A 23640-nucleotide genomic window follows, 5' to 3' on the forward strand; every position below is an offset into this window, starting at 1 on the left:
AGGAGCGATGCGGGCCCGACCACTCAAGGTCGAAGGCGCCTACGAATTCACCCCGGACGTGTTCCGGGACAATCGCGGGCACTTCCTCTCCCCGTACGGGGAAAAGCCATTCACCGAGACCCTGGGACACCCGCTCTTCCCGGTGGCCCAGGCGAGCTACAGCATGTCCCGGCGCGGAGTCGTCCGGGGCATCCACTTCACCTCGACCCCGCCGGGCATGGCCAAATACGCGTACTGCTCGCAGGGTGAGGCCGTCGACTACGTCGTCGACACCAGGACCGGATCGCCGACCTTCGGGGTGTGGGACGCCGTCCGCCTCGACCAGCGGGACTTCCGGTCGGTCTACCTGCCGATCGGCGTGGGCCATCTCTTCGTGTCCCTCACGGACGACACGGTCGTCATGTACCTGCTCTCCGCGTCGTACGCCGCCGAGCACGAACGCGCGATCTGCCCGGTCGACCCCCGGCTCGGCCTGCCCTTTCCGCGTGACCTGGAGCTCATCCTGTCGGACCGGGACCGGCGGGCCCCCACGATGGCCGAGGCCCACGCCGCGGGCCTGCTCCCGGACTACCAGGAGAGCAGGGCGTGCGACGCGGCGCTCGGCGCCCCGAGGTGACGAGTACCGGCAGATCCCCGCGGGGACGAGTACAGGCAGGAGGAGAACGGTGAAAGACCTGCGCGGCACGACGGTCGTCGTCACCGGCGCGGGCCGGGGCATCGGCGCGGCCCTGGCCAGACGCTTCGCCTCCGAAGGGGCGCGTGTGGCCGTCAACGACCGGCACCCGGAACGGGCCGAGGCGGTGGCCTACGAGATCGGTGGTGTCGCCCTTCCCGGTGAAGCCTCCGACGCGCTGGTGCCCGCCGCCCTCAGCGCCCTCGGCGGAACCGTCGACATCTACTGCGCCAACGCCGGCATCGCGTCCGCCGGCGGACCCGAACTCCCCGACGAGCAGTGGAACGCGGCCTGGGACACCAATGTCATGGCCCATGTACGGGCCGCCCGCGCGCTGATCCCGCACTGGCTGGAGCGCGGCGGCGGCCGGTTCGTGTCCATCGCGTCGGCCGCCGCACTGACCACGATGATCGGCGCGGCCCCCTACGCCGTGTCCAAACACGCCGCTCTCGCCTTCGCCGAATGGCTGTCGCTCAGCTACCGGCACCGGGGCGTCGAGGTGCACGCGGTGTGCCCGCGCGGCGTACGGACCGAGATGCGGCAGGCCGCTGGCACCGACCCGCACATGATGCTGACCTCGACCCCGATCGGCCCCGACGATGTCGCGGAGGCGCTGTTCCGGGGCATGGCGGAAGGACGCTTCCTGATCCTCCCCCACCCGGAGGTCGCCGCGCATGCGACCGCCCGCAGTGACGACCGCGACGGCTGGCTCCGCGACATCAACCAGCTTCGGCAGAAGCAGGAAACCGGGCAGAGGGCCGACTGAGTCGGCCCTCCTGACGAAGGGCCGCGCACCGCTCCGCCGGACGCGTGGCCCTCCGCACGCCGCAGCGAACTCCCAACCCTTGTGAGAGAGGACTTCGCCATGAAGGCTCTGGTGCTGTCGGGCGGGTCGGGAACCCGCCTGCGCCCCTTCAGTTACTCCATGCCCAAACAGCTCATTCCGATCGCCAACAAACCCGTCCTGGAACATGTTCTGGAGAACATCCGTGACCTCGGCATCACGGAGGTCGGCGTGGTTGTCGGGGACTGGGGTCCGGAGATCGAGAAGGCGATCGGGGACGGTACGCGCCTCGGGATAGGCGTCACCTACATCGTCCAGGAGAAACCACAAGGGCTGGCCCACTGCGTGGCCATCTCCCGGGAGTTCCTCGGCGAGGACGACTTCGTGCTCTACCTCGGCGACAACATGCTGCCGGCGGGGATCTCCGACATCGCCGCCACATTCGCCATGACCCAGCCCGACGCGCACGTCGTGGTCCGCCGGGTGCCCGATCCACGGGGCTTCGGAGTCGCCGAACTGCGCGCCGACGGCCGGGTCGTCAGGCTGGTGGAGAAACCCGCGCGGCCCGCGACGGATCTCGCGCTGATCGGCGTCTACTTCTTCACCGCCGCCATCCACCGCGCGGTCGCCGCCATCGCGCCCAGCGCGCGCGGCGAACTGGAGATCACCGACGCCATCCAGTGGCTGGTGTCCCACGGCCACGACGTACGGGCCGGGGAGTACGTCGGCTACTGGAAGGACACCGGGCGGGCCGAAGACGTCCTGGACTGCAACCGGCAGCTGCTCGGTGAACTGACCACCGACATCAGGGGGGACGTCGACGCGCTGAGCGTGGTGAGCGGCCGCGTCGTCATCGAGGCCGGCGCCCGCGTCGTACGCTCCCGCATCGAAGGGCCGGTGGTCATCGGCGCCGGTGCGGTGATCGAGGACAGCCACGTCGGCCCCAGCACGTCCGTCGGGCGCGGTTGCGTGCTGAGCCGCACCCGGCTGGCCGAGTCCATCGTGATGGACGACGCTTCCATCATCGCGGTGCCGAGCCTGCGCGGCTCACTCATCGGCCGCAACACCACCGTGGGCAAGGGAAGCGAGGGCGGCCTCGACCACCGGCTCGTGGTGGGCGACGACACCCGTATCGAGGTGACGGCGTGAGGCTGCTCGTCACGGGCGGCGCCGGATTCATCGGCTCGCACTACGTCCGCACGCTGCTGGCCGGCGGGTACCCGGGCTACGAGGACGCCCGGGTCACCGTCCTGGACAACCTCGGCTATGCCGGGAACCGGGACAATATCCCGGCAGACCACCCCCGGTTGCGCTTCGTCCGGGGGGACATCCGCTCGCTCCCCCTGCTCCTCGACCTGTTCCCCGGACACGACGCAGTGATCCACTTTGCCGCCGAGTCGCACGTGGACCGGTCCGTCGCCTCCGCCGCCGAGTTCGTCGCGACGAACCTCGCCGGCACCCAGGCCGTCCTGGACGCCTGCGTGCACGCCCACGTGCCTCGGATGGTGCACGTCTCCACCGACGAGGTGTACGGGTCCATCGCCACGGGCTCCTGGACCGAGGACCAGCCCCTGGCGCCCAACTCCCCCTACGCGGCGAGCAAGGCCGGCTCCGATCTGCTCGCCAGGGCCTGCTGGCGCACCCACGGACTGAACGTTTCCATCACTCGCTGTTCCAACAACTACGGCCCGTACCAGCACCCCGAGAAGCTGATTCCGCTCTTTGTCACGAACCTGCTGAAGGGGGAGCCGGTGCCGCTGTACGGCGACGGTCGCAACGTCCGCGAATGGCTGCACGTCGACGACCACTGCCGGGCCGTCCAACTGGTCCTCGACGGCGGCGGGGCCGGGGAGATCTACCACATCGGCGGGGGTGTCGAGAGGAGCAACCTCGCCCTCACCGGCCTCCTGCTGCGCCTGTGCGACGCGGACAGTTCCCTGGTCCGCCGGGTCGCCGACCGCAAGGCACACGACCTCCGCTACTCCCTGGACGGAACCAAGATCCGGGAGAAGTTGGGGTACGTCCCCCGCATCTCCTTCGACGCGGGACTGGCCGGGACGGTCGACTGGTACCGAAGCCACCCCGACTGGTGGGCAGCCGTCAAACATCGCACAGAGACGCACACCACGGAGAGGATGTCATGAGCGCTGCGCCGAGTCTGGGAAATCTGTTGCGGACACGGCAGGACACCCGTCTGCCGGGTCGTCTGGCGCGATCGGTGGCCCGCACCACCGAGGGCGTGCAGATGCGGACGGCTGATTTCGCGGACTGGTTCGCCGAACGCGGCCGTGCCCACCGGTTCCAGGTGGACCGGATTCCGTTCGACCAGCTCGACGGCTGGTCCTTCGAGGACACCACGGGGAATCTGGTCCACCGCAGCGGACGCTTCTTCACGGTGGAGGGCATGCACGTCAGGACGGGGGAGGAACCGTTCCCCGAGTGGGAGCAGCCGATCATCAACCAGCCCGAGGTCGGCATTCTCGGGATTCTTGTACGGGAGTTCGACGGCGTCCTGCACTTCCTGATGCAGGCCAAGATGGAACCGGGCAACCCGAACCTCCTCCAGCTCTCGCCGACCGTCCAGGCCACCCGCAGCAACTACACCAAGGTGCACCAGGGCACGGACGTGAAGTATCTGGAGTACTTCACGCGCCCCGAACGCGGCCAGGTGCTCGTCGACGTGCTCCAGTCCGAGCATGGGGCGTGGTTCTTCCAGAAGGCCAACCGCAACATGCTCGTCGAGGCGACCGGAGAGGTCCCGCTGGACGACGACTTCTGCTGGCTGACCCTCGGCCAGATAGGGGAGCTGTTGCGCGAGGACAACCTCGTCAACATGGACTCCCGCACCGTTCTGGCGTGCGTACCGTGCTACGGCGGCGAACAGAGGGCGATGTACTCCGACACAGAACTGCTGTCGTGGATCACCGCCGAGCGGTCCCGGCACGACGTACGTATCCAGCGCAAGCCGCTCGCGGACGTCGACGGCTGGCATCGCGGCGAGTCGTCCATCCACCGCGCCGACGGACGGTACTTCAGCGTGATCGCGGTGTCGGTAGAAGCCGGCAACCGTGAGGTCGCCGGGTGGACGCAGCCGCTCTTCGAACCGCACGGACTGGGCCTCACGGCCTTCCTCACCCGCCGGATCGGGGGAGTGCCCCACCTGCTGGCCCATGCCCGGGTCGAGGGCGGCTTCCTCGATACCATCGAGCTCGCCCCGACACTCCAGTGCACCCCGGAGAACTACACCGGGCTGACCGGCGCGGAGCGCCCGCCGTTCCTGGATCTGGTACTCGGCATGCCGCCCGAGCGCATCCTCTACGAGGCGGTGCACTCCGAGGAGGGCGGCCGATTCCGCCACGCGGAGAGCCGGTACTTGCTCATCGAGGCGAACGAGGAGGAGGCGCCGTCGGACCCGCCCCCGGGCTACTGCTGGATCACCCCGGCACAGCTGAGCACCCTCGTTCGGCACGCGCACTACGTGAACGTCCAGGCCCGGACCCTGATCGCCTGCATCAACTCCGCCGCGACGCGATGCTGATGAGGGCGGGCAGCGAAAGGGGCACCTCGTGAGGGCGGCGCCCCGCGGAGTCCCTCCCGCTCTGGACGGCCGGGCTTTCCGCGACGCGATGGCACTGCTCGCCGCACCGCTGACGATCGTCACCGCGCGTGACACCGCCGGCCGCGCGTGGGGATTCACCGCAGGTTCCGTGACGTCCGTGTCACTGGACCCACCGCTGCTGCTCGTGGGCATCGCGGACAAATCCAGCTGCTTCGGCGCCTTCGCCCAGGCGCCGGAATTCATGGTCAACGTACTGGGCGGGCACCACCGCGAACTGGCCGGACGGTTCGCCGCCCGCGAGGTCGACCGGTTCGCGGGCCAGCCCTTCCTCCCCCCCACCACCACGGACGGGACCCACGTCTCCGAGGCGACCGCCCCGCCTCGCCTGGCGGACGCGCACGTGGCACTCCGCTGCACGGTGGCGGACCGGATACCGGCCGGTGACCACGTTCTGCTGCTGGGCCGGCCGACCGAGGTGCACACCACGGGACCGGACTCGCCGCTGATCTGGCACGGACGGCAGTTCCACTCCCTCTGAACATCCACTCCCTCTGAACACCCCATCCCGAAGGAATGACATGACAGACCCCACCCCCTCGGTAGCCGTGGTCACGGGTGCGACCAGCGGCATCGGGCTGGAGATCGCCACCCGGCTCGCACTCGACGGCCACTCCGTCTTCGTCTGCTCCCGCTCGGCCGGACAACTGGACGTCACCGTCAAGGAGTTACGGGAACGCGGCCTGGAGGCCGACGGCCAGGTCTGCGATGTCGGCCACCCGGCGCAGGTCGAGGCCTTCGTCGCCGCCGCCGTCGCGCGGTACGGGCCGATCGGCATTCTCGTCAACAACGCCGGCCGCAGCGGCGGAGGAATCACCGCGGAGGTCGCGGACGAGGTCTGGCTCGACGTCATGAACACCAACCTGAACAGTGTGTTCCGGATGACCAAGGCCGTCCTCGGCATCGGCGGCATGCTCCAGCTGTCGCGCGGCCGGATCATCAATATCGCCTCGACCGGGGGGAAGCAGGGAGTGCTCCATGGAGCTCCCTACTCCGCCTCCAAGCACGGTGTGGTCGGTCTGACCAAGTCCTGGGGTCTTGAGCTGGCGAAGACGGGGATCACCGTCAACGCGGTGTGCCCCGGTTTCGTCGAGACCCCCATGGCCGAGAACGTGCGCGCCCACTACGCCGGCATCTGGGGCGTGTCGCGCGACGAGGCGTTCCAGCGCGTCACGGCCAGGGTGCCGATCGGCCGCTATGTGGAGCCGAGCGAGGTCGCAGCGATGATCGGGTACCTCGTCAGCGACGGAGCCTCGGCCGTCACCGCCCAGGCGCTCAACGTCTGCGGCGGTCTGGGCAACTACTGAGCCCGGACAGAGCCGCAAGTCCCACCGCCGTCCCCGTTTCTCACCCCGTCCCGCACCGGACCCGAGGGAGCCACCGCCGTGCCAGAAGTCACCGTAGTGCCGTCACCGCCCGCCGCGGCTCTCCGCGCCGAGGCCGTCCGGGAGACCGCGCTCCTCGCGGCCGACCGCGCGGCCGAGGCCGAGCGCGGCCGGCAGCTCACACCGGACGTGGTGGAGGGGGTCCTCCGGGCCGGCTTCGCCCGCCACTTCGTCCCCGCGGAGTGGGGCGGGACGGCGGGCGGCTTCACGGAACTGCTGCCCGCAGTGGTACGGCTCGGCGAGAGCTGCGCGTCCACCGCCTGGTTCGCCTCGCTGGCCGCAGGGGTGGGACGGCTCGCCGCCTACCTGCCCCCGGCCGGCCGGCGGGACATCTGGGAGCAGGGGCCGGACACGGTCGTGGTCGGGGCGCTGGCACCGGTGGGCACGGCGGAACCCGTGCCCGGCGGCTGGCGGGTACGGGGCCGGTGGCCGTACGTCAGCGGTGTCACGTACTCCGGCTGGGCCCTGGTCTGCGGGCGGGTGGCCGGCGACCCGCCCGAGACGCGGTTCTTCGCCGTGCCACGCCGCGCCTATGGCATCGAGGACACCTGGTTCAACGCTGGTATGCGGGCGACGGGCAGCAACACACTGACCCTGGACGGGGTCGTCGTCCCCCGGACGCACACGGTGACGTCCGCCGACCTGATGGCCGGAGAGGCACAGGGCGCCGCGGCGCCCTGTCACCGCGTACCGCTGAAGGCGGCCAACGGGCTGACCCTGACGGCGGCGATGCTCGGCGCGGCACGGGGGGCGCTCGGGCGCTGGACGGAGTTGGCGCGCGGCAAGCTCGACGAGCCGGCTGCTCCGGCGCCGGGAGCGGCGGCGGACCGTACCGCGTACGAACTGGTCCAGGCGCGTTCGGCCTACGAGATCGACGCCGCCGAGCTGTTGCTGTACCGGGTGGCCGCGGCGGCGGACCGGGGCCGGCCCGACCCACTGCACACGGCCCGCGCGGCACGCGACTGCGCGCTGGCGGCGGAGACACTCGCCACGACCGTTGACCGACTGCTGCGGTCGGCCGGCAGCCGGGGGCAGTCCGAGGCGGAACCTCTCCAGCGGTTCTGGCGCGACGTGAACGCCGCGGCGGGACACAAGGCCCTCCAGTTCCCCGAAGCGGCGCGCGCCTACGCGCTCCAGTCGTCCCGTACCACGTCCGGCTGACGCTCCGGCCGGCACCTGGCCCACCGCAGTCCCGGAAGAAACGGAAAGGACCCACACTCGATGTACCGCACTCCTTTCGCTTGTGACCACAGGACCGGACGGCCCGGTCGCCGACCGGGCCCACGCACGGCCGGGAAGCTGAGGTGACCCGGCGCGTGGTGATCACCGGCGTCGGTGTCCGCGCTCCCGGAGGACCAGGGACGAAGGCGTTCTGGGATCTCCTGTCGGCCGGCCGGACCGCGACCCGCACCATCACCTCCTTCGATCCCTCCGGCTTCCGCTCCCAAGTGGCCGGCGAGGTGGATTTTGACCCCGTACAGGAAGGACTGACGCCCCGTGAGATCCGCCGGATGGACCGCGCGGCGCAGTTCGCGGTGGTCTGCGCGCGGGAGGCGGTGGCCGACAGCGGACTCGGCTTCGCCGCGCTGGACCCACACCGTACGGGGGTGAGTCTCGGCAGTGCGGTCGCCGCCGCGACCTCGCTGGAGCGGGAGTACCTGGTGCTCTCGAACAGTGGCCGGGACTGGGAGATCGACCCCGCCTATCTGACCCCGCACATGTTCGACCACATGGTCCCCAGCATCATGGCGGCCGAGGTCGCCTGGAGCGTGGGCGCCGAGGGGCCGGTCATGATGGTCTCCGACGGCTGCACGTCCGGTCTGGACTCCGTGGGCCACGCCTGCCGGCTCATCCGGGAAGGCGTCGTGGACGTCATGGTGACGGGAGCCACAGATACCCCGGTCACCCCGATCGTGGCGGCCTGCTTCGACGCCATCAAGGCGACGAGCCCGCGCAACGACGACCCCGCCCACGCCTCCCGGCCGTTCGACGCGTCCCGCAGCGGCTTCGTGCTCGCGGAGGGGGCCGCGATGTTCGTCCTGGAGGAGTACGAGAGCGCGCGCCGCCGGGGAGCGGAGATCTACGCCGAGATCACCGGGTACGCCACCCGACTCAACGCTCACCACATGACCGGACTGCGGGCCGACGGAAGGGAGATGGCCGAGGCCATCCGCGTCGCCCTGGACGAGTCCCGGATCGACCCGGTGGTGATCGACTACGTCAACGCGCACGGTTCGGGTACCAAGCAGAACGACCGGCACGAGACGGCGGCTTTCAAACGGACGCTGGGCGAGCACGCCTACCGCGTGCCCGTCAGCTCCATCAAGTCGATGGTGGGCCATTCTCTCGGTGCCATCGGATCGATCGAGATCGCGGCCTCGGTGCTGGCGCTGAAACACGGAGTCGTCCCGCCCACCGCCAATCTGCACACCCCCGACCCCGAGTGCGACCTCGACTACGTGCCGGTGACCGCCAGGGAACAGCACATCGACACCGTGCTCACGGTGGGCAGTGGATTCGGCGGTTTCCAGAGCGCGATGGTGTTGAGGCGCGCGGAGAGGACAGCGGCATGAACCGCGACGGCATCAACGGCAAGGGCATCAGAGGCGACGTCACGAGCGGCGGCGCACCTGAGGACCGTGTTCTGGTCAGCGGCGTAGGCGTTGTCGCGCCCAACGGGCTCGGAATCAAGGAGTACTGGAACGCCACCCTGGAAGGACGCGGGGGCATCGCCCCGCTCACCCGGTTCGACACCACCGGCTACCAGTCCTCCCTCGCCGGCCAGATACTCGACTTCGACCCGGCGGAGCACCTGCCCAACCGGCTCCTGCCCCAGACCGACGTGTCGACCCGGCTGGCCCTCGCCGCGGCCGACTGGGCCCTGACCGACGGCGGGGTCAACCCCCAGGAACTCGCCGACTACGACATGGGGGTCATCACCTCCAGTGCGTCGGGCGGATTCGACTTCACCCACCGGGAGTTCGACAACCTCTGGTCCAAGGGGCCGGAGTTCGTCAGCGTCTACGAATCGTTCGCCTGGTTCTACGCCGTCAACACCGGCCAGATCTCGATCAGGAACGGGATGCGCGGTCCGGGCATCGCCCTGGTGGCGGATCAGGCCGGCGGTCTGGACGCCCTCGGGCACGCCCGCCGGGCCGTCCGGCTCGGCACGCCCCTGGTGATCTCCGGCGGCGTGGACTCGGCACTGGACCCCTGGGGATGGGCGTCGCACCTGTCGGGCGGCCGGGTCAGCAGGAGTACGGACCCGGCCACGGCCTATCTGCCGTTCGACGCCGCCGCCGGCGGCCACGTGCCCGGCGAGGGGGGCGCGCTCCTGGTGCTGGAGAGCGCCGGAGCCCTCGCGCGCCGGGGCGGGGGACAGGCGTACGGGGAGATCGCCGGATACGCGGCCACCTTCGACCCGCCGCCGGGCTCCCACCGGCCCCCCGGGCTGCGGCGTGCCGCCGAACTAGCGCTGGCGGACGCGGGGCTGAGCCCCGGGGACATCGGAGTCGTCTTCGCGGACGCGGCGGGCTCCGCCGACCTGGACCTGGCCGAGGCGCGGGCCATCAGCGAGCTCTTCGGCCCGGACGCGGTACCGGTGGCCGCGCCGAAGGCACTGACGGGCCGGCTCCTCGGGGGCGGCGGACCGCTCGACGTGGTGACGGCGCTGGTCGCCCTGAGGGACGGCGTTGTCCCGGCGGTCCCGTACCCCTGCGCGGTTCCCCCGGCGTACGGAATCGACCTGGTATGCGGAGCACCCCGCGCCATCGACGCCGACGCGGCCCTGGTGCTCGCGCGTGGCCGCTGGGGCTTCAACTCGGCCGTGGTCGTCAGGGGGGTCACCCTCGATGCCTGAATCCGTACCCGGCGGACCCAACGAACCGGAGCTGGTCGAGGTCGCCGACGGGGTGTACGCCTACCTTCAGCCCGACGGCGGCTGGTGCCTCAACAACGCCGGTGTCATAACGGGCCCCGACGGCGTCGTACTCGTGGACACGGCGGCCACGGTACGGCGTGCCCACCGTCTCCGTACCACCACCGAATCCCTGGGCGCCGGCCCGGTCAGGACGATCGTCAATACGCACTTCCACGGCGACCACACCTTCGGCAACGCTGTGTTCGCCCCGGCGGCGGTGATCAGCCACGCCGGGGCGCGGGCCGAGATGGAGAAGACCGGACTAGGCCTGACGGCGCTCTGGCCCGACGTGGAGTGGGGCGACGTACGGCTGGCGCTCCCGGACATCACGTACACCGGTTCGATGACGCTGCACTCCGGCGGCCGGCGGATCGAGTTGCTGCACCTGGGGCCGGCGCACACGCGGAGTGACACGGTGGTGTGGCTCCCCGCAGAGCGTGTCCTGTTCGCCGGCGACATCGTGATGCCCGGGTGCACGCCCTTTGTGATGATGGGCACGGTCGAGGGATCGCTGAGCACGCTGGACCGGCTGCGCGGCCTCGGCGCGACCACGGTGGTCGGCGGCCACGGCGTCGTCTCCGGCCCCGAGGCCTTCGACGAGACCGAGAGCTATCTGCGCCGGCTCCAGGCCGTCGCCGAGGAGGGCTTCCGGCAGGGGCTGACTCCGCTGGAGACGGGCCGACGCTGCGACATCGAGGAGTTCGCGGGCCTGCTGGACCCCGAGCGGCTCGTGGGAAACCTGCACCGCGCCTGGGCCGAGATCGAGGGCGGGGAGCTGGGCCGGCCGCTGGACCCGGTGGCCGTGTTCGGCGAGATGGTCAAGTACAACGGCGGCCGGCGTCCCGTCTGTCATGCCTGATCGGACATCTGCTGTGAAGGACGTGCTCATGAAGGTTCTTTTCGCCGCGGGCCCCGGGGCGGGTTCCGTCTTCTCGATGGTCCCGTTGGCGCAAGCCGTACGCCGGGCCGGTCACGAGGTCTTCGTGGCGGGTCCGGCGGGCGCCGTCGCCGCCGTCGCCGCCGCAGGACTCGTCGGCGTGCCGGTCTCGTCGAAGAGCCTGGAGGACTGCCGGGAAGACCGGCGGGGGCTGATCGCACCGCTGCCGCCCGAAGGACACGAACGCGACATCGAGACGGGGCGGTCGTACGGCCGTTTCGCGGCGGACTGCCTGCACGGTCTGTCGGACCTCGCCGCGTCCTGGCCCCCGGACCTCGTGGTCGGGGCGGCGCAGGCCTACGCCGCGCCACTGGTGGCCCACCGACTCGGTGTCCCGTACGCGCGGTTCGCCACCGACCTCGCGGAGCCCGTGGTCGAGGCCCTGGCGGCCGTCGCCGAACTGGGGCCGGAGCTGGAGGACGCGGGACTGTACGACCTGCCCCGCCCCGTGATCTCCCTCAGCGTGGCGCCCCCGAGTCTGCGGATGCCCGACGCCCCGCCCGCCCTGCCGATGCGGCACATTCCGTACGAGACCCAGCGGGCCGTCGAGCCCTGGGCGTACGTCAGGGGGGACCGGCCGCGGATCCTGGTGGTCGGCGGCGCCGCAGACGCGACCGGCCCCGAGGACCGTCTCTGGCGCGGCACACTCGATGCCCTGCTGCCGCGGCTCGCGGAGCTGGACGCCGACGTCCTGGTCGCGCGGCGCCCCTCGGACGCGGACGGGGCGCCGGCCTTCCCCGGAGCGCCCGAAGTGACCGGGGCACCGTGGTTCGTTCCCGACGAGGTGCGCTGCGAGCCTGTTCCGCTGGGCGTCGTCGCCCCCACCTGCGATCTGGTGGTCCATCCCGGCGACGCGCTGTCCACACTGGGCGCCTTGGCCCACGGACTGCCCCAGCTGTCGCTGCCGCCGGAACTGCGGCTGGAGGAACACGGCGCGCGGATCGCCGAGCTGGGAGCGGGGAAGTCGGTACGGCTCGCGGGCGCGGACCTGGCGGGTGTCGCCCGCGCGTGCGGCGATCTGCTCGCCGACGCGTCGTACCGGAGCGCGGCGGCGCGTCTGCGGGACGAGATGCACGCCCTGCCCCTGCCCGCCGGACGCGTCGTGGAACTGGAACGGGCCGCTTCCACGGCGCCCGTACGGACGGAGGGCTGAGACATGAGGATTCTCTTCGTCGTCGGCGGTACGTCGGGCGTCATCTTCTCGGTCGTCCCGCTGGCGCAGGCCGCTAGGAACGCCGGACACGAGGTGTTCATGGCAGGCCCGGAGAACGTGATGCCCACCGTCACCGCGGCCGGGATCGCCGGAATCGCGGTGACGTCCCGGGACATGCTGGAGACGTTGTACGACGACGACGGCGACCGCCGCGTCATCCCGTCCGATCTACACGAGCGCTATCTCTTCAACGGACGGCAGTTCGGCCGCTACGCCACCTGGTGCCTGGAAGGGCTGCTCCCCTTCGTGGACCGGTGGCGCCCCGACGTGGTCGTCGGAGGGGCGCTGGCGTTCGCCGGTCCGGTGGTGGCCCGGTATGCCGGGGTGCCCTACGTCAAACACGCGGTGGACATGGGGGAGCCCAGGACCATCGATCTGGCCGCCGCGGCCGAGCTGGGTCCCGTACTCAAGAGGCTCGGGTTCCACGAGATGCTCAGCCCCGAACTGTTCGTGGACATCTGCCCGCCCAGTCTCCGGGAAAGCGACGCGCCGCCCGCGCAGCTGATGCGGTACGTACCCCATTCGACCAAGGGACCCGTCGAACCGTGGATGTACACCAAGGAGGACCGGACCCGGCTGCTCGTCTCGGCCGGCAGCAGAGTCACCCCCGACTACTTCGACATCCTGGGCGGTCTGGTGGACAAGGTCAGCCGGCTGGATGTGGAACTGCTCGTCGCCGCCCCGCAGTCCGCCGCCGAGAAGCTGGGACCGCTGCCGAGGAACGTCAGGGTGGGCTGGGTGCCCCTCGACGTGGTGGCGCCGACGTGTGACGTGGTGATGAGCCACGCCGGGGGGACGACGGTACTGGGCAACATGCATTACGGAGTTCCGCAGGTCCTCGTGCCGTACCTGCCGTACGCGCTGGGGTTCACCACCCGGCTCAGCGAGTACGGCGCCGCCAGGATGGTGTCCCCGGAGGACGACTCCCCCGAGAACATCACCGAGGCGTGCCGGGAGGTGCTGGAGACGCCGTCGTACCGGCAGCGGGCCCGCGACATAGCAAGGGAGATGGCGGGCCTGCCGTCGCCGGCCGAGGCGTTCGCGGCCGTGGAACGCCTGGCGGCCTGATGCCGACGCGCGTCAGGTGGGGATGCTGAACGGAAAATCCACGTTCACGTAGGCAGGCGGCAGCGCCGTTCGACGGAGCCGAACGGTCTCTCTGCGGATCGGTTGGGCTGGGGGTCAGGGCGCGGTAGACCTCGCGGGCGACGAATCGCTTGAGGCAGCGCATGATGTCCTTCTTGTTCAGCCCTTCCTCGGTGCGGCGCTCGACGTAGGCGCGGGTGCGTTCGTCGTAGCGCATACGGACCAGCACGATGGTGTGCAGGGCGTTGTTCGCGGCCCGGTCGCCGCCACGGTTGAGCCGATGGCGGTGGGTGCGGCCGGACGATGCGGGGATCGGCGCGACGCCGGTCAGGTGCGCGAACGCCGCCTCCGAACGCATCCGCTCGGGGTTGTCCCCGGCGGTGGCGAGCAGCTGGCCGGCGGTCTGGGGGCCGACTCCGAACATGTCCAGCAGTGCGGGCGCGGCCTGCCTGGTCAGCGGGCCGATCTCGGCGTCCATGGCCTGGTGGCGGCGGGCCAGGCGCCGCAGTGACGCCCGGGTCGCGGCCAGTGGCCTGGAGAGATCGTCGCCGGGCCGCAGCCGGGCCAGGGCGCGTATCGGCGCGGCACGTTCCAGGCCGGAGACCTGCTCCCGCAGCATCACGGGGGCGGAGACCAGCAGCCCGCGGATCTGGTTCATGGCCTGGGTGCGGGCCTTGACCGCGCTGCGACGCGTGACGCGCAGGACGCGCACGGCCTCGACCACGCCGTCCCTGCTCTTGGGTATACCCGTGGCCCGGCCCGACAGCACCGCCGTCGCGGCGGCGTGGGCGTCGACCGGGTCGGACTTGCCCTTCATCCGCCGCGCCTTGCGGTCCGGCCGGTCCACGTCGATGACCGCGACCCCGGCAGCCGTCAGCACCCGGGCCGGCTCGGCCCCGTAGGCACCGGTGCCCTCCACCCCGACCGCGGCGAGAGCCCCGTGGACGCGCATCCAGTCCAGCAGGTCCCGGTATCCACGGATGGTGGCAGGGAACTCCTGGTCAGCAAGGTGCCGGCCGATGGAGTCGATCACCGCCGCATGATGGGTAAGGCCGTGGGTGTCGACTCCGCCGGTGACCCGGGGGCCGTCGTGCGTCATGCTGGTCATGTCCGTCCTTGCCGTTTGTCCGAGCCGAGGGCGGCACGCGCCGGTCGGGTGGGTGGACAAGACAGTGACGGGGCTTCTTGGCCAAGCTCCTGACTTGTTGAATGGACCCCAGATGCTCGGTCTGCAGCCGTAGCGTCCAGGGTGTCGGCGGCCTCGGCCGCTCCCTTGCCCAGCAGCTCGCCGCCGCGGGCGAGTACGTGGTCGACGTGCCGGCCACGCTCTCGGCTCGGGCACGGATGCCGTCCACCGGCGGCAACCGCAAGACCGACGAGGCCGATGCCCGCCACGTCGCCCAGGTCGCCCTCTTCCGCACTGACCTGCGACAGGTCGCCGCCGAGGACCAGACCACGATCCTGCGGCTGCTGACCGAGCGCCGTGACGACTTGGTCCACGAGCGCACCCGCGTCCTGAACCGGCTCCACGCCGTCCTGCGCGACCTGCTGCCCGGCGGCGTGGCCACCGGCCTGTCCGCCGACAAGGCCGCTGCCGCGATGAAGGGCATCCGCCCCGTCACCGCCACCGACAACTGCCGCCGGGACATAGCCCGGGACCTCCTGGCCGACCTGCGACGACCGGACCGCCTGGTCAAGGACAACGCGGTCCAGATGCGCGAAGCACTGGCAGCGACGTGCACCACACTCACCAGCCTGCCGGGCCTGGGCACCGTGCTGGCCGCCAAGGTCCTCGGGCACGTCGGCGACGTCACCCGTTTCCCGACCGAGCACCACTTCGCCAGCTATACCGGCAGTGCACCGTTGGACGCCTCCAGCGGCAACAACGTCCGCCACCGGCTCAACACCGGCGGCAACCGAGCGCTGAACTCGGTCCTCCACACGATCGCGATCTGCCAGATCCGCGACGGTGGCCGCGGCCAGGACTACTACCTCCGCAAGATCTCCGAGGGGAAGACCCCCTCCGAGGCCCGCCGGGCACTGAAGCGACGGCTGTCCAACGTGGTCTACCGGATCATGAAACGAGACCAACGGAACCACCTCGCTCAAGCGGCTTGACACACAGAGGCGCTATGAAGTCACAAACGCCCGTCCGGCCGCGTGCGTGGTGGCCCCGCTGACGCGCCGACAAATCCCCAACAGGACAGTCGAACACGTCAGTCAGGCGGAGGGTCGGACGCATCAGCAGAACCACCACTCACATCATCACTGTCAGGCGAGGGTCAGACGACTGACAGGTAGTCGTGCTCGACCCTGCGGGAGCGGGTGAGCAGCCGTCCGTCCTCCCGGACGAGCACGTCGTGCACGACGCAGCTCGGAGCGGTCTCGGGCACCCTTACCCCCGGCCTGCTGGTGATGACCAGGCAGTAGAAGGTGGCGTGGACCGAGCCGTCGGGCCGGGGGTCGAGCCGCAGCATGCTGAAGGAGTGCCGGCGCTGGACCGGGTCGTCGGCGAAGCGCTCCCTGTGGTAAGCACGCAGTTCGGCGGCGATACCCGCCGGGGTACGGGCCGCAGGCCGCCCTGGGGTGTGGACGAACTCGCCGTCCTCGGTGAACGTCGCGCTGTACGTGTCGAAGTCCCCGCTGTCAAGCGCCTGCATCTGAGCGGCGTGGAACTGCTGCACCTCGGCGTACAGTTCGTTCGTCAACAGGGTCGTCGGTGGCGTGATCGTCATGGCTTCCTTCCCCGGGGCGGTCTGTGTCAGGCAGCTTGTGTCAGGCGTCAGGCGTCAGGCGGCGTGAGCGGGCCCGCGCCGCGCCGGGTCCAGCAGCTGGTGGTGCAGCCGCTGCACGTCGGGGGAGGGGTCCAGGCCGAGTTCGTCGCCCAGCGACCTCCGAAGGCGCTGGTACACCTGGAGCGCCTCGCCTCGCCGTCCTGAGAGGCTCAGCGCCTCGATGAGTTGGGTGTGGAACCACTCGTTGAGGGGATACGCCAGGACTAGGGCGTGGAGTTCCGGGATGAGTTCGCGGTACCGGCCGAGCCGTCTGACGGCGTCGATTCGGAGCTCCACGGCACGGATGCGCAGCGCGTCCATGTAGGCCACGTATCCGCCGAGCACATCGCCGGTCGCGATGTTCCCCAAAGGGGGACCCCGCCAGAGATTCGCGGCTTCCGCCAGGTGGCTTGCGGCGTTCTCGGCGAATCCCCGGCCGAGGTCCCGCTGCCCCTTCTCGATGAGCCGCTCGAATTCCTTTGCGTCCAATTCGCCGGGGTCCACGTGAATGAGGTAGCCGGGCGCCCTGGTGACGAGGAGAACTTCCTCCGGATCGGCGGTTCCCGTGCGGGCAAACATCTGCCGGGCATGGTAGACGTACGTCTGTAGCGTGGTCAGCGCGCTGCGCGGTGGCTTCTCGCGCCAGATCTCCCGGATGAACGAGTCCACGGGCACCACGGCGTTCGGGCGTGTCAACAGGAGCGCCAAAACCTGGCAGACTTTGGGCGGCGGAATAGCGGATAAAACGCCCTCGTCTGTGACGATTTCAAAAGGACCGAGCAGGTTGAATTTCACTGCGTTTACGCCTTTGGTATCGTGGACGCCGGGTGGGGTGGAGCGCGGTACAACTGACCTCTCCGATACTCTCTTTGATCTCGTGACGTCCCGCAAGAGACTTATTTGGTGTTTGCGAGAAACTTGTGTCAGGAATTTGTCAGGGACGGCGTTCCCGGTCCGCGCCGGAGCTCCGCCCGGGGCGGAGTGGGGACGCGGAGGATGAACGGTGTTGACCTGAACCGGACATGAGGTTGCAGGATGGTGGCGACGTGCGGCCGGAACCGGCTGCGCACGCGTTATGCGATGTTCATGGTGTTGACGAGAGGACACAGTGTGAAGGCAGCGGCTATCAACTCCGTCGGCGGTCCCGAAGTGGTGGAACTGCTCGACGTCGAGACTCCGCAGGCGGGCCCCGGCCAGGTCCGGTTACGGATCAGGGCGGCCGGGATTCAGCCCTTCGACTGCGCGATTCGGCGCGGCCTGACGATCCCCGGCGTGCCCGCGGGATTCCCGCGGACAATCGGTAACGAATTCGCCGGCGTGGTCGACCAGGTGGGCCCGGGCGCCGCCGGGTTCCCGGCCGGCACGGAAGCCCTCGGGTGGGCGCTGCTGGCCGGCCACGCCGAGTATGTGGTTGTTCCCACCGACCAGTTGGTGCGGAAGCCCGCGTTGATGCCATGGGACCAGGCCGGCGTCTTCTCGGCGTCCGGCCAGACCGCGCACACCGCCGTCGAGCAGCTCGAGGTCGGCGCGGGTGACACCGTTCTGATCCACGCGGCGGCCGGTGGCGTTGGCACGGTGGCCGTACAGGTCGCCAAGGCGCTCGGTGCCACCGTGATCGGGACCGCCGCGCCGCGCAACCACGATTACCTACGCTCGCTCGGGGCGGTCCCGGTCGCATACGGCGAGGGCCTGGCCGAGCGGGTGCAAGCCTTGGCGCCGGACGGGGTCACCGCGGCGCTCGACGCGATCGGCGGAGCCGCGCTCGATGTATCGCTGGAACTGGTCCAGGACAGGCAGCGCATCGGAACCGTCGTGGACTTCGACCGGGCCGGAGAGTACGGGGTCCAGGCGATCAGCACCCAGCGCTCCACGGCGCGGCTGAGCGCACTCACCGGCCTGTACGAGGAGGGGAGGCTGCGCATCGTGGTCTCCCGCACCTACCCGCTGGCACAGGCGGCCGAGGCGCACCGGGAGATGGAAGGCGGTCACGTGCGCGGCAAGATCGCCCTTCTGGTCGACTGAACCGGCGGGAACGACGGTGCTACCGGGCCGCCGCTCGAGAGCCTCTTGAGGCATTTTCGAGTGGCGGCAGCGACCGTAGGACGGGTACGGACCGCGCTGCCGCGCTCCCGCCTACGGAGGATGTGTGCCCATGCCCGAACAGAGGGTCGCCGTTGTGACCGGATCGACCTCCGGCATCGGGGCCGCAACAGCAGCACGGTTGAGCGCCGAGGGGATGAGGGTCGTCGTCAACTCGGCACGCTCCGTCGAGGAGGGTCGCCTGCTGGCCGAGAAACTCCCGGACGCCCTGTACGTACAGGCGGACGTCTCCGACGAGGAGCAGGCACGGCACCTGATCGCCGCGGCGGTCGAGCGGTACGGCAGACTCGACGTCCTCGTCAACAACGCCGGGACGACCCAGGTCATCCCGCACCATGACCTCGAAGCCGTCACCCCGCAGGTGTGGTGGGACATTCTCTCGCTCAACGTGATCGGGACCTGGCAGGTGTCGGCAGCCGCCGCACCCCATCTGGGCGCGGGGAGCACCCCCGGCCAGATCGTCAACATCTCGTCCGTCGCCGGCACCCGCCCCGTGGGCAGTTCCATTCCCTACGCGGTCAGCAAGGCCGCCATCAATCACATGACGCAGTTGCTCGCTGCGGCTCTCGGGCCGCGGGTCCGGGTGAACGCCGTGGCACCCGCGCTCACCGAGACCGCATGGACGCGCGACGACCCCTTCTTCCAGAAGATCGCGGCCAAGTGCCGTGAGGAGACGCCTCTGCGCCGTGTGGGCACCGCCGAGGACGTCGCGCGCACCGTGTCCGCCGTGCTCGGACTGGCGCATCTCACCGGGACGGTCATCCCCGTCGACGGCGGCGCGACGCTCGTCTGACCGCGTACGACGTGTACCTGGAAGGAGTCCGATGATGAAGCTCGCAGCGAATCTGGTCGCGCGGGACGCCGTGGTCCTGGCCGTGACCGCCGAACAACTCGGCTACGAGATGGTCTTGGTGCCGGAGGGCTACCGCAATGACGCCCCCAGCGTGCTGGGGCTCGTCGCCGGACGGACCCGGCGTATCGGGCTCGCCTCCGGCGTGATGCAGATACCGGCTCGGGCCCCGGCCACCGCCGCGCTCACGGCGGCGACACTCGACGCGCTGTCCGGCGGACGCTTCCGGCTCGGCCTGGGGCTGTCCAACCCGGATGTCTCGGAAGGCTGGTACGGCGTTCCGTTCGACAGCCCGCTGGCCCGCACCCGTGAGTACGTGGAGATTGTGCGGGCCGCCCTGAACAGCGGCCCGGTCACGTACCGGGGAAAGCACTTCTCTCTCCCGCCCACGGGCCGCGGAGGCGCGCCACTCCACCTCTACACCGAGGAGTACCGCAGGAATCTGCCCGTCTACCTGGGAGCCGGCGGGCCGCGCAACCTCCGGCTCGCCGGGGAGATCGCCGACGGCTGGATCGGCGTGTTCACACCGCCCGAGACCGTGAGTGAGGCCGTGGACCAGATCCTGGCGGGGCGGAGGACCAGGGGACTCGGACTGGCGGGATTCGAGGTCATCCCGTGCCTGCCCACCGCTGTCGGCCGCGACGTCCGTGCCGCCGCCGATCAGCTGCGCGGTCAGTACGTCTACTTGATGGGTATCGGCGACCAGGAAACCAACTTCCACTGCGCGCTGGCCCGACGTATGGGCTTCGAGGGTGTCGTGGAGGGACTGCGGGAGGCGCTGCGCGGCGGCGACCGCGACGCGGCCGGCGAGATTATCCCGGTGGAGTTCATCGACGCGACAGGACTGATCGGCGACGAGGCGAGGATAGCCCTGCGGATGAGTCGGTACGCCGAGGCCGGCACCACCACGCTGGGCATCATGGTCTCCGCGGCGGACACCACGCGGGAGGGCCGGATCGCCATCCTGGAAACCTGCGCGAAGGCTGCGGCCCGTATCGGCTGACAGCCGCGCCGCCGGCCCCGCCCCGGCGCCGGAAAGCCGGGCCCCGGTCCGCCCGGGGCCCCTGCGCACCTTGGTGGGTCAGCCGACCGTGGTACGGGAGAGCTCCACCAGCTTGTCCGGGTTGGGATAACAGTGCAGATCGTGGGCGGTGCCGTCCGCCGGGTCCTCCGAGGTCCAGCGGAAGCCCGGGTCGTCGTAACTCGTACCGGCCACGGCCGTGACCAGCGCGCCGCCGCCGGGAGCCTTCAGCACGACGTTCAGGGTCGGCAGGAACGCATTCTCGCCCGCGGCGAAGGGGCCCGTCGCCGAGAGCGTTATCCGCGAACCGTTCACCTGGACCGTCTGCTTGGACAAGCCGAGGTTGGAGCCGCCGGTCAGCGAGTGACTGACGTATGTGGCGTGCGCCGGAAGCTGGTAGACCATCTTCAGGTCCCAGACCTTCTTATTGATCTCGGGCAGTGGATTGATCGGATCGGGCTTGAACGCCACGGTGAATTTCGAGGCGGGCCTGACCCGGTCCGGCGCCGTCACATCGAAACCGCGGTCGTAGTTCAGCACCAGCGGGACACCTTCCGGCGTGACCACGGGGCACAGATAGGCTACTTTCGTCGGCGCCGCCAGCGCGTGCGACGGCAGTGCGATGACTCCGGTGGCGACCAGTGCGCCGACCGCCAGCGATCGCCCCAGGACACTCTTGATCCTCATGTGCGCTCCCTCTCTCTCGGGGGCGGTTCTCCTGACGGCCCCCACGCCGAGCACTCTTCACGGACGCACTGGAGCGGGATTCGAAGGCCGCTCGACACCGGCTCGCAGCCGGCTCGGGGCCCTCACCCCGGCATCTGCTCCGTCTTGACATCAACCGTGCTTGAGGTTGAAACATGGCGAGCGCGCCCAACGACGAAGAGAGAAGGCGATTCCGCGTGCTCACGGTTCAGATCTGGTCCGACCTCGTCTGCCCCTGGTGTTACTTAGGAAAGCTCCGCTGGCAGAAGGCTCTGGAGCGCTTCCCCCACGCCGACGAAGTGACCGTGCGGTGGCGCGCTTTCGAGCTGCGCCCGGATCATCGCCGGATCCAGGGAGACCTGCTCGCGGATCTCATGGTCACGAACTACGGCATGCCGAAGCCCGACATCGACGCGGTGTTCGACAGGATTCGCCGGCTCGGGGCCGGTGAGGGCGTCGTCCTGCGCCCGGAGGGGGTGCGCCCCGTCAATTCATTCGACGCGCACCGGCTGGCCCGGCTGGCCCGGACGGACGGAGCCGGCGACGTCATGGACGAACGGCTCTTCCGCGCCTACCACACCGAGCTGCTCAACATCGCCGACAGGGACGTGCTGCGGGAACTGGCCGCCGGGGTGGGACTGGCGGACGACGACGTGGTCTCCCTGCTGGGCGGCGACCGCTTCGCCGACGAGATCCGCGCGGAGGAGGCGGGAGCCCGTCACGCGGGGGTGACCTCGGTGCCGTCCTTCGTCCTCGACGGACGGCAGGTCATCCACGGGGCCGTGGACTCGGACGCCATGCTCGCGATGCTTGTCGAGGAGTGGGAGAAGAGGCGGCCGGTCGCCGGCCTGTCCACGCCCCCGGTGACGTGACCGGCGTACGACGCCCCGTCCGTACACCACCCCCGCACGCATACTCGCCAGAACGAGATCCAGGAAAGGGTTTCCATGAATGCCGCCGCGCCTCCTCGCGCGACCACGCGGGAATGGCTGGGACTCGCGGTGCTCGCGCTGCCCACCGTTGTCATCGCCCTCAGCATGACCGTACTGAACCTCGCGGTACCGAGCCTGAGCGCGGACCTGAAACCCGACGGTACGCAACTGCTGTGGATCATCGACATCTACGGGTTCCTCATCGCCGGCCTGCTGATCACCATGGGCACGATCGGTGACCGGATCGGCCGGCGCAAGCTCCTCGTCATCGGGGGGGCGGCCTTCGGTGCCGCTTCCCTCCTCGCGGCGCTGTCGACCAGCGTCGAGATGCTGATCACCGCACGCGCGCTGATGGGTGTCGCGGGCGCGACCCTGATGCCGTCCACCATGTCGCTGATCCGCACGATGTTCGCGGACGCCCGGCAGCGCACCGTCGCCATCAGCGTCTGGATCTCCAGCTTCACCGCCGGAACGGCGCTCGGACCCGTGATCGGCGGTCTGATGCTGGAGTACTTCTGGTGGGGTTCGGTGTTCCTGCTGGCCGTTCCCGTGGCTCTTCTGCTGGTCGTCGTGGGCCCGATCCTGCTGCCGGAGTACCGCACCGCCGATCCAGGACGCCTGGACCTCATAAGCGTGCTGACCCTGCTGGTGTCCACGCTGTCGGTCGTCTACGGGCTCAAGCAGTTCGCGGTGGCGGGAATCAGCGTCCCTGCGGTGCTCGTCTTCCTGGCGGGCGCGGTCCTCGGCGTCTACTTCGTCCTACGGCAGCGGGGGCTTGCCACGCCCCTGCTCGACCTGCGGCTCTTCGGCGACCGCTCCTTCAGCACCTCGCTCGGCACTTTGACGCTGGTCGTTTTCGCGATGACGGGAACGAACTTCTTCGTAGCGCAGTATCTCCAGGCCGTGGTCGGGCTGTCGCCGTTCGAGGCCGGCCTGGTCGTAGTGCCCAACGCCCTGGCGAACATTCTCAGCACCATGCTGACCCCACTGCTCGCGACGCGGCTGCGCCCGGCGTACCTGATGGCCGGCGGCCTGGTACTGGCGGCCACGGGACTGGGGATTCTCACCCAGGTCGGCCCCGACTCCGGGTTCGCCGTCGTCATGGTCGGCGGTGTCGTGATGTCCCTCGGCTTCGGTCCGACGCTCTCGCTGGGCAATGACATGATCATCGGCTCGGCGCCGCCGGCGAGGGCGGGCGCCGCCTCGGCGATCTCTGAGACCGGCACGGACCTGGGCGCCGCGCTCGGCATCGCGATCATGGGGAGCATCGGTACGGCGGTCTACCGCGACGAGATCGACGACCACCTGCCCGCCGGCGTCCCGGAGACGGTGGCCGAAGCCGCGCGGGACACGGTCGGAGCGGCGGTGGCCGCCGCGGGCAGACTCTCCGGCCGCCTCGGCGAGGACCTGTATGACGCGGCGGCCGAGGCATTCGCCCTGAGCCTGCGCACCGCCGCCGGTATCAGCGCGACCCTCGTACTGATTCTCGCCATAGCCACGTCACTCCTCCTGCGCAAGGTGAGACCGGGGGAAGACCAGCCAAAAGAAGAGAACGAAAAGTCTCCGACAGCGGCGGACACCACCTGACACCCCACTCAGCCAAGCTGCCAGAGCCGCCGCGCGGTGAGAGCGAGCCGGTCGAGGA

General features: G+C 70.1%; 22 protein-coding genes and 1 pseudogene. 19 read left to right on the forward strand and 4 right to left on the reverse strand.

Annotated elements, in window-relative coordinates; all coding sequences use genetic code 11:
• Positions 1–7 precede the first annotated feature (7 nt).
• The 13 genes from ACZ60Q_RS34255 to ACZ60Q_RS34315 all read left to right on the forward strand — a co-directional run bounded on the left by ACZ60Q_RS34255 (position 8) and on the right by ACZ60Q_RS34315 (position 13595).
• Positions 8–616: a dTDP-4-dehydrorhamnose 3,5-epimerase family protein gene (locus ACZ60Q_RS34255; protein WP_469641471.1), complete on the forward strand. Its 609-nt coding sequence runs from the start codon at positions 8–10 to the stop codon at positions 614–616.
• A gap of 49 nt (positions 617–665) precedes the next feature.
• Positions 666–1439: an SDR family NAD(P)-dependent oxidoreductase gene (locus tag ACZ60Q_RS34260; protein ID WP_469641472.1), complete on the forward strand. Its 774-nt coding sequence runs from the start codon at positions 666–668 to the stop codon at positions 1437–1439.
• Positions 1440–1538: 99 nt separating this feature from the next.
• Positions 1539–2606 (forward strand): glucose-1-phosphate thymidylyltransferase, encoded by a 1068-nt coding sequence (locus tag ACZ60Q_RS34265; protein ID WP_469641473.1) that lies wholly within the window; start codon positions 1539–1541, stop codon positions 2604–2606.
• A complete protein-coding gene (rfbB, locus tag ACZ60Q_RS34270) occupies positions 2603–3601 on the forward strand; it encodes a dTDP-glucose 4,6-dehydratase (protein ID WP_469641474.1) in 999 nt (332 codons plus the stop codon). The genes ACZ60Q_RS34265 and rfbB overlap by 4 nt, the downstream gene beginning before the upstream one ends.
• Positions 3598–4995, forward strand: coding sequence for an NDP-hexose 2,3-dehydratase family protein (locus ACZ60Q_RS34275; RefSeq protein ID WP_469641475.1), 1398 nt, complete (start codon positions 3598–3600; stop codon positions 4993–4995). The genes rfbB and ACZ60Q_RS34275 overlap by 4 nt, the downstream gene beginning before the upstream one ends.
• Positions 4996–5023: 28 nt before the next feature.
• Positions 5024–5554 carry a flavin reductase family protein gene (locus ACZ60Q_RS34280; RefSeq protein WP_469641476.1) on the forward strand — a complete coding sequence of 177 codons (531 nt, stop codon included), beginning with the start codon at positions 5024–5026 and terminating at the stop codon, positions 5552–5554.
• Positions 5555–5594: 40 nt separating this feature from the next.
• Positions 5595–6380, forward strand: a complete 786-nt coding sequence (locus ACZ60Q_RS34285) for an SDR family NAD(P)-dependent oxidoreductase (RefSeq protein ID WP_469641477.1) — start codon at positions 5595–5597, stop codon at positions 6378–6380.
• A 78-nt stretch (positions 6381–6458) separates the two neighbouring features.
• Positions 6459–7619, forward strand: coding sequence for an acyl-CoA dehydrogenase family protein (locus ACZ60Q_RS34290; protein ID WP_469641478.1), 1161 nt, complete (start codon positions 6459–6461; stop codon positions 7617–7619).
• Between the two features lie 143 nt (positions 7620–7762).
• Complete coding sequence (locus tag ACZ60Q_RS34295) at positions 7763–9031, forward strand: beta-ketoacyl-[acyl-carrier-protein] synthase family protein (protein WP_469641479.1); 1269 nt, start codon at positions 7763–7765, stop codon at positions 9029–9031.
• The gene (locus tag ACZ60Q_RS34300) at positions 9028–10317 is read left to right on the forward strand and encodes a ketosynthase chain-length factor (protein ID WP_469641480.1); all 1290 of its coding nucleotides are present in this window, start codon (positions 9028–9030) and stop codon (positions 10315–10317) included. The genes ACZ60Q_RS34295 and ACZ60Q_RS34300 overlap by 4 nt, the downstream gene beginning before the upstream one ends.
• The gene (locus tag ACZ60Q_RS34305) at positions 10310–11236 is read left to right on the forward strand and encodes an MBL fold metallo-hydrolase (RefSeq protein ID WP_469641481.1); all 927 of its coding nucleotides are present in this window, start codon (positions 10310–10312) and stop codon (positions 11234–11236) included. Before ACZ60Q_RS34300 ends, ACZ60Q_RS34305 begins: the two co-directional genes overlap by 8 nt.
• Positions 11237–11264: 28 nt before the next feature.
• A complete protein-coding gene (locus tag ACZ60Q_RS34310; RefSeq protein ID WP_469641482.1) occupies positions 11265–12467 on the forward strand; it encodes a glycosyltransferase in 1203 nt (400 codons plus the stop codon).
• Positions 12468–12470: 3 nt separating this feature from the next.
• The gene (locus ACZ60Q_RS34315) at positions 12471–13595 is read left to right on the forward strand and encodes a glycosyltransferase (RefSeq protein ID WP_469641483.1); all 1125 of its coding nucleotides are present in this window, start codon (positions 12471–12473) and stop codon (positions 13593–13595) included.
• Between the two features lie 112 nt (positions 13596–13707).
• Here ACZ60Q_RS34315 and ACZ60Q_RS34320 read toward each other — a convergent pair.
• Positions 13708–14721 (reverse strand): annotated as a pseudogene (locus ACZ60Q_RS34320) (IS110 family RNA-guided transposase); the annotation flags it as partial.
• A gap of 101 nt (positions 14722–14822) precedes the next feature.
• Here ACZ60Q_RS34320 and ACZ60Q_RS34325 point away from each other — a divergent pair.
• A complete protein-coding gene (locus ACZ60Q_RS34325; protein WP_469641484.1) occupies positions 14823–15731 on the forward strand; it encodes an IS110 family RNA-guided transposase in 909 nt (302 codons plus the stop codon).
• Positions 15732–15895: 164 nt separating this feature from the next.
• On the opposite strand, the gene ACZ60Q_RS34330 is transcribed toward ACZ60Q_RS34325, so the two are convergent.
• Together ACZ60Q_RS34330 and ACZ60Q_RS34335 are read right to left on the reverse strand one after the other, a co-directional pair.
• Positions 15896–16348 carry a nuclear transport factor 2 family protein gene (locus ACZ60Q_RS34330; RefSeq protein WP_469641485.1) on the reverse strand — a complete coding sequence of 151 codons (453 nt, stop codon included), beginning with the start codon at positions 16346–16348 and terminating at the stop codon, positions 15896–15898.
• A gap of 54 nt (positions 16349–16402) precedes the next feature.
• The gene (locus tag ACZ60Q_RS34335; protein WP_469641486.1) at positions 16403–17182 is read right to left on the reverse strand and encodes an AfsR/SARP family transcriptional regulator; all 780 of its coding nucleotides are present in this window, start codon (positions 17180–17182) and stop codon (positions 16403–16405) included.
• 315 nt (positions 17183–17497) lie between these two features.
• Between ACZ60Q_RS34335 and ACZ60Q_RS34340 the strand changes: the two genes are divergently transcribed.
• The 3 genes from ACZ60Q_RS34340 (at position 17498) to ACZ60Q_RS34350 (ending at position 20340) form a co-directional block, all read left to right on the forward strand.
• Entirely contained in the window at positions 17498–18409 is a 912-nt protein-coding gene (locus ACZ60Q_RS34340) for an NADP-dependent oxidoreductase (RefSeq protein ID WP_469641487.1), read from the forward strand.
• A gap of 130 nt (positions 18410–18539) precedes the next feature.
• Positions 18540–19280 (forward strand): SDR family NAD(P)-dependent oxidoreductase, encoded by a 741-nt coding sequence (locus ACZ60Q_RS34345; RefSeq protein ID WP_469641488.1) that lies wholly within the window; start codon positions 18540–18542, stop codon positions 19278–19280.
• A gap of 34 nt (positions 19281–19314) precedes the next feature.
• On the forward strand, positions 19315–20340 hold the full coding sequence (locus ACZ60Q_RS34350) for an LLM class flavin-dependent oxidoreductase (protein WP_469641489.1): 1026 nt from the start codon (positions 19315–19317) through the stop codon (positions 20338–20340).
• A 78-nt stretch (positions 20341–20418) separates the two neighbouring features.
• Here ACZ60Q_RS34350 and ACZ60Q_RS34355 read toward each other — a convergent pair whose 3' ends face one another.
• Positions 20419–21045: a hypothetical protein gene (locus tag ACZ60Q_RS34355; RefSeq protein ID WP_469641490.1), complete on the reverse strand. Its 627-nt coding sequence runs from the start codon at positions 21043–21045 to the stop codon at positions 20419–20421.
• Between the two features lie 215 nt (positions 21046–21260).
• On the opposite strand from ACZ60Q_RS34355, the gene ACZ60Q_RS34360 reads away from it, so the two are divergent.
• Together ACZ60Q_RS34360 and ACZ60Q_RS34365 are read left to right on the forward strand one after the other, a co-directional pair.
• Complete coding sequence (locus ACZ60Q_RS34360) at positions 21261–21935, forward strand: DsbA family oxidoreductase (protein WP_469641491.1); 675 nt, start codon at positions 21261–21263, stop codon at positions 21933–21935.
• A 75-nt stretch (positions 21936–22010) separates the two neighbouring features.
• Entirely contained in the window at positions 22011–23582 is a 1572-nt protein-coding gene (locus ACZ60Q_RS34365; protein ID WP_469641492.1) for an MFS transporter, read from the forward strand.
• Positions 23583–23640: the final 58 nt, after the last annotated feature.

Source organism: Streptomyces sp. NPDC104313 (assembly GCF_055583985.1).

What these genes read in the sequence shown, in the direction of transcription:
- ACZ60Q_RS34315 (WP_469641483.1), top strand. Translation starts at nt 12,471, where the DNA reads ATGAGGATTCTCTTCGTCGTCGGCGGTACGTCGGGCGTCATCTTCTCG.
- ACZ60Q_RS34300 (WP_469641480.1), top strand. Translation starts at nt 9,028, where the DNA reads ATGAACCGCGACGGCATCAACGGCAAGGGCATCAGAGGCGACGTCACG.
- ACZ60Q_RS34330 (WP_469641485.1), bottom strand. Translation starts at nt 16,348, where the DNA reads ATGACGATCACGCCACCGACGACCCTGTTGACGAACGAACTGTACGCC.
- ACZ60Q_RS34285 (WP_469641477.1), top strand. Translation starts at nt 5,595, where the DNA reads ATGACAGACCCCACCCCCTCGGTAGCCGTGGTCACGGGTGCGACCAGC.
- ACZ60Q_RS34255 (WP_469641471.1), top strand. Translation starts at nt 8, where the DNA reads ATGCGGGCCCGACCACTCAAGGTCGAAGGCGCCTACGAATTCACCCCG.
- ACZ60Q_RS34310 (WP_469641482.1), top strand. Translation starts at nt 11,265, where the DNA reads ATGAAGGTTCTTTTCGCCGCGGGCCCCGGGGCGGGTTCCGTCTTCTCG.
- ACZ60Q_RS34350 (WP_469641489.1), top strand. Translation starts at nt 19,315, where the DNA reads ATGAAGCTCGCAGCGAATCTGGTCGCGCGGGACGCCGTGGTCCTGGCC.
- ACZ60Q_RS34325 (WP_469641484.1), top strand. Translation starts at nt 14,823, where the DNA reads ATGGACCCCAGATGCTCGGTCTGCAGCCGTAGCGTCCAGGGTGTCGGC.
- ACZ60Q_RS34355 (WP_469641490.1), bottom strand. Translation starts at nt 21,045, where the DNA reads ATGAGGATCAAGAGTGTCCTGGGGCGATCGCTGGCGGTCGGCGCACTG.
- ACZ60Q_RS34305 (WP_469641481.1), top strand. Translation starts at nt 10,310, where the DNA reads ATGCCTGAATCCGTACCCGGCGGACCCAACGAACCGGAGCTGGTCGAG.
- ACZ60Q_RS34345 (WP_469641488.1), top strand. Translation starts at nt 18,540, where the DNA reads ATGCCCGAACAGAGGGTCGCCGTTGTGACCGGATCGACCTCCGGCATC.
- ACZ60Q_RS34365 (WP_469641492.1), top strand. Translation starts at nt 22,011, where the DNA reads ATGAATGCCGCCGCGCCTCCTCGCGCGACCACGCGGGAATGGCTGGGA.
- ACZ60Q_RS34275 (WP_469641475.1), top strand. Translation starts at nt 3,598, where the DNA reads ATGAGCGCTGCGCCGAGTCTGGGAAATCTGTTGCGGACACGGCAGGAC.
- ACZ60Q_RS34265 (WP_469641473.1), top strand. Translation starts at nt 1,539, where the DNA reads ATGAAGGCTCTGGTGCTGTCGGGCGGGTCGGGAACCCGCCTGCGCCCC.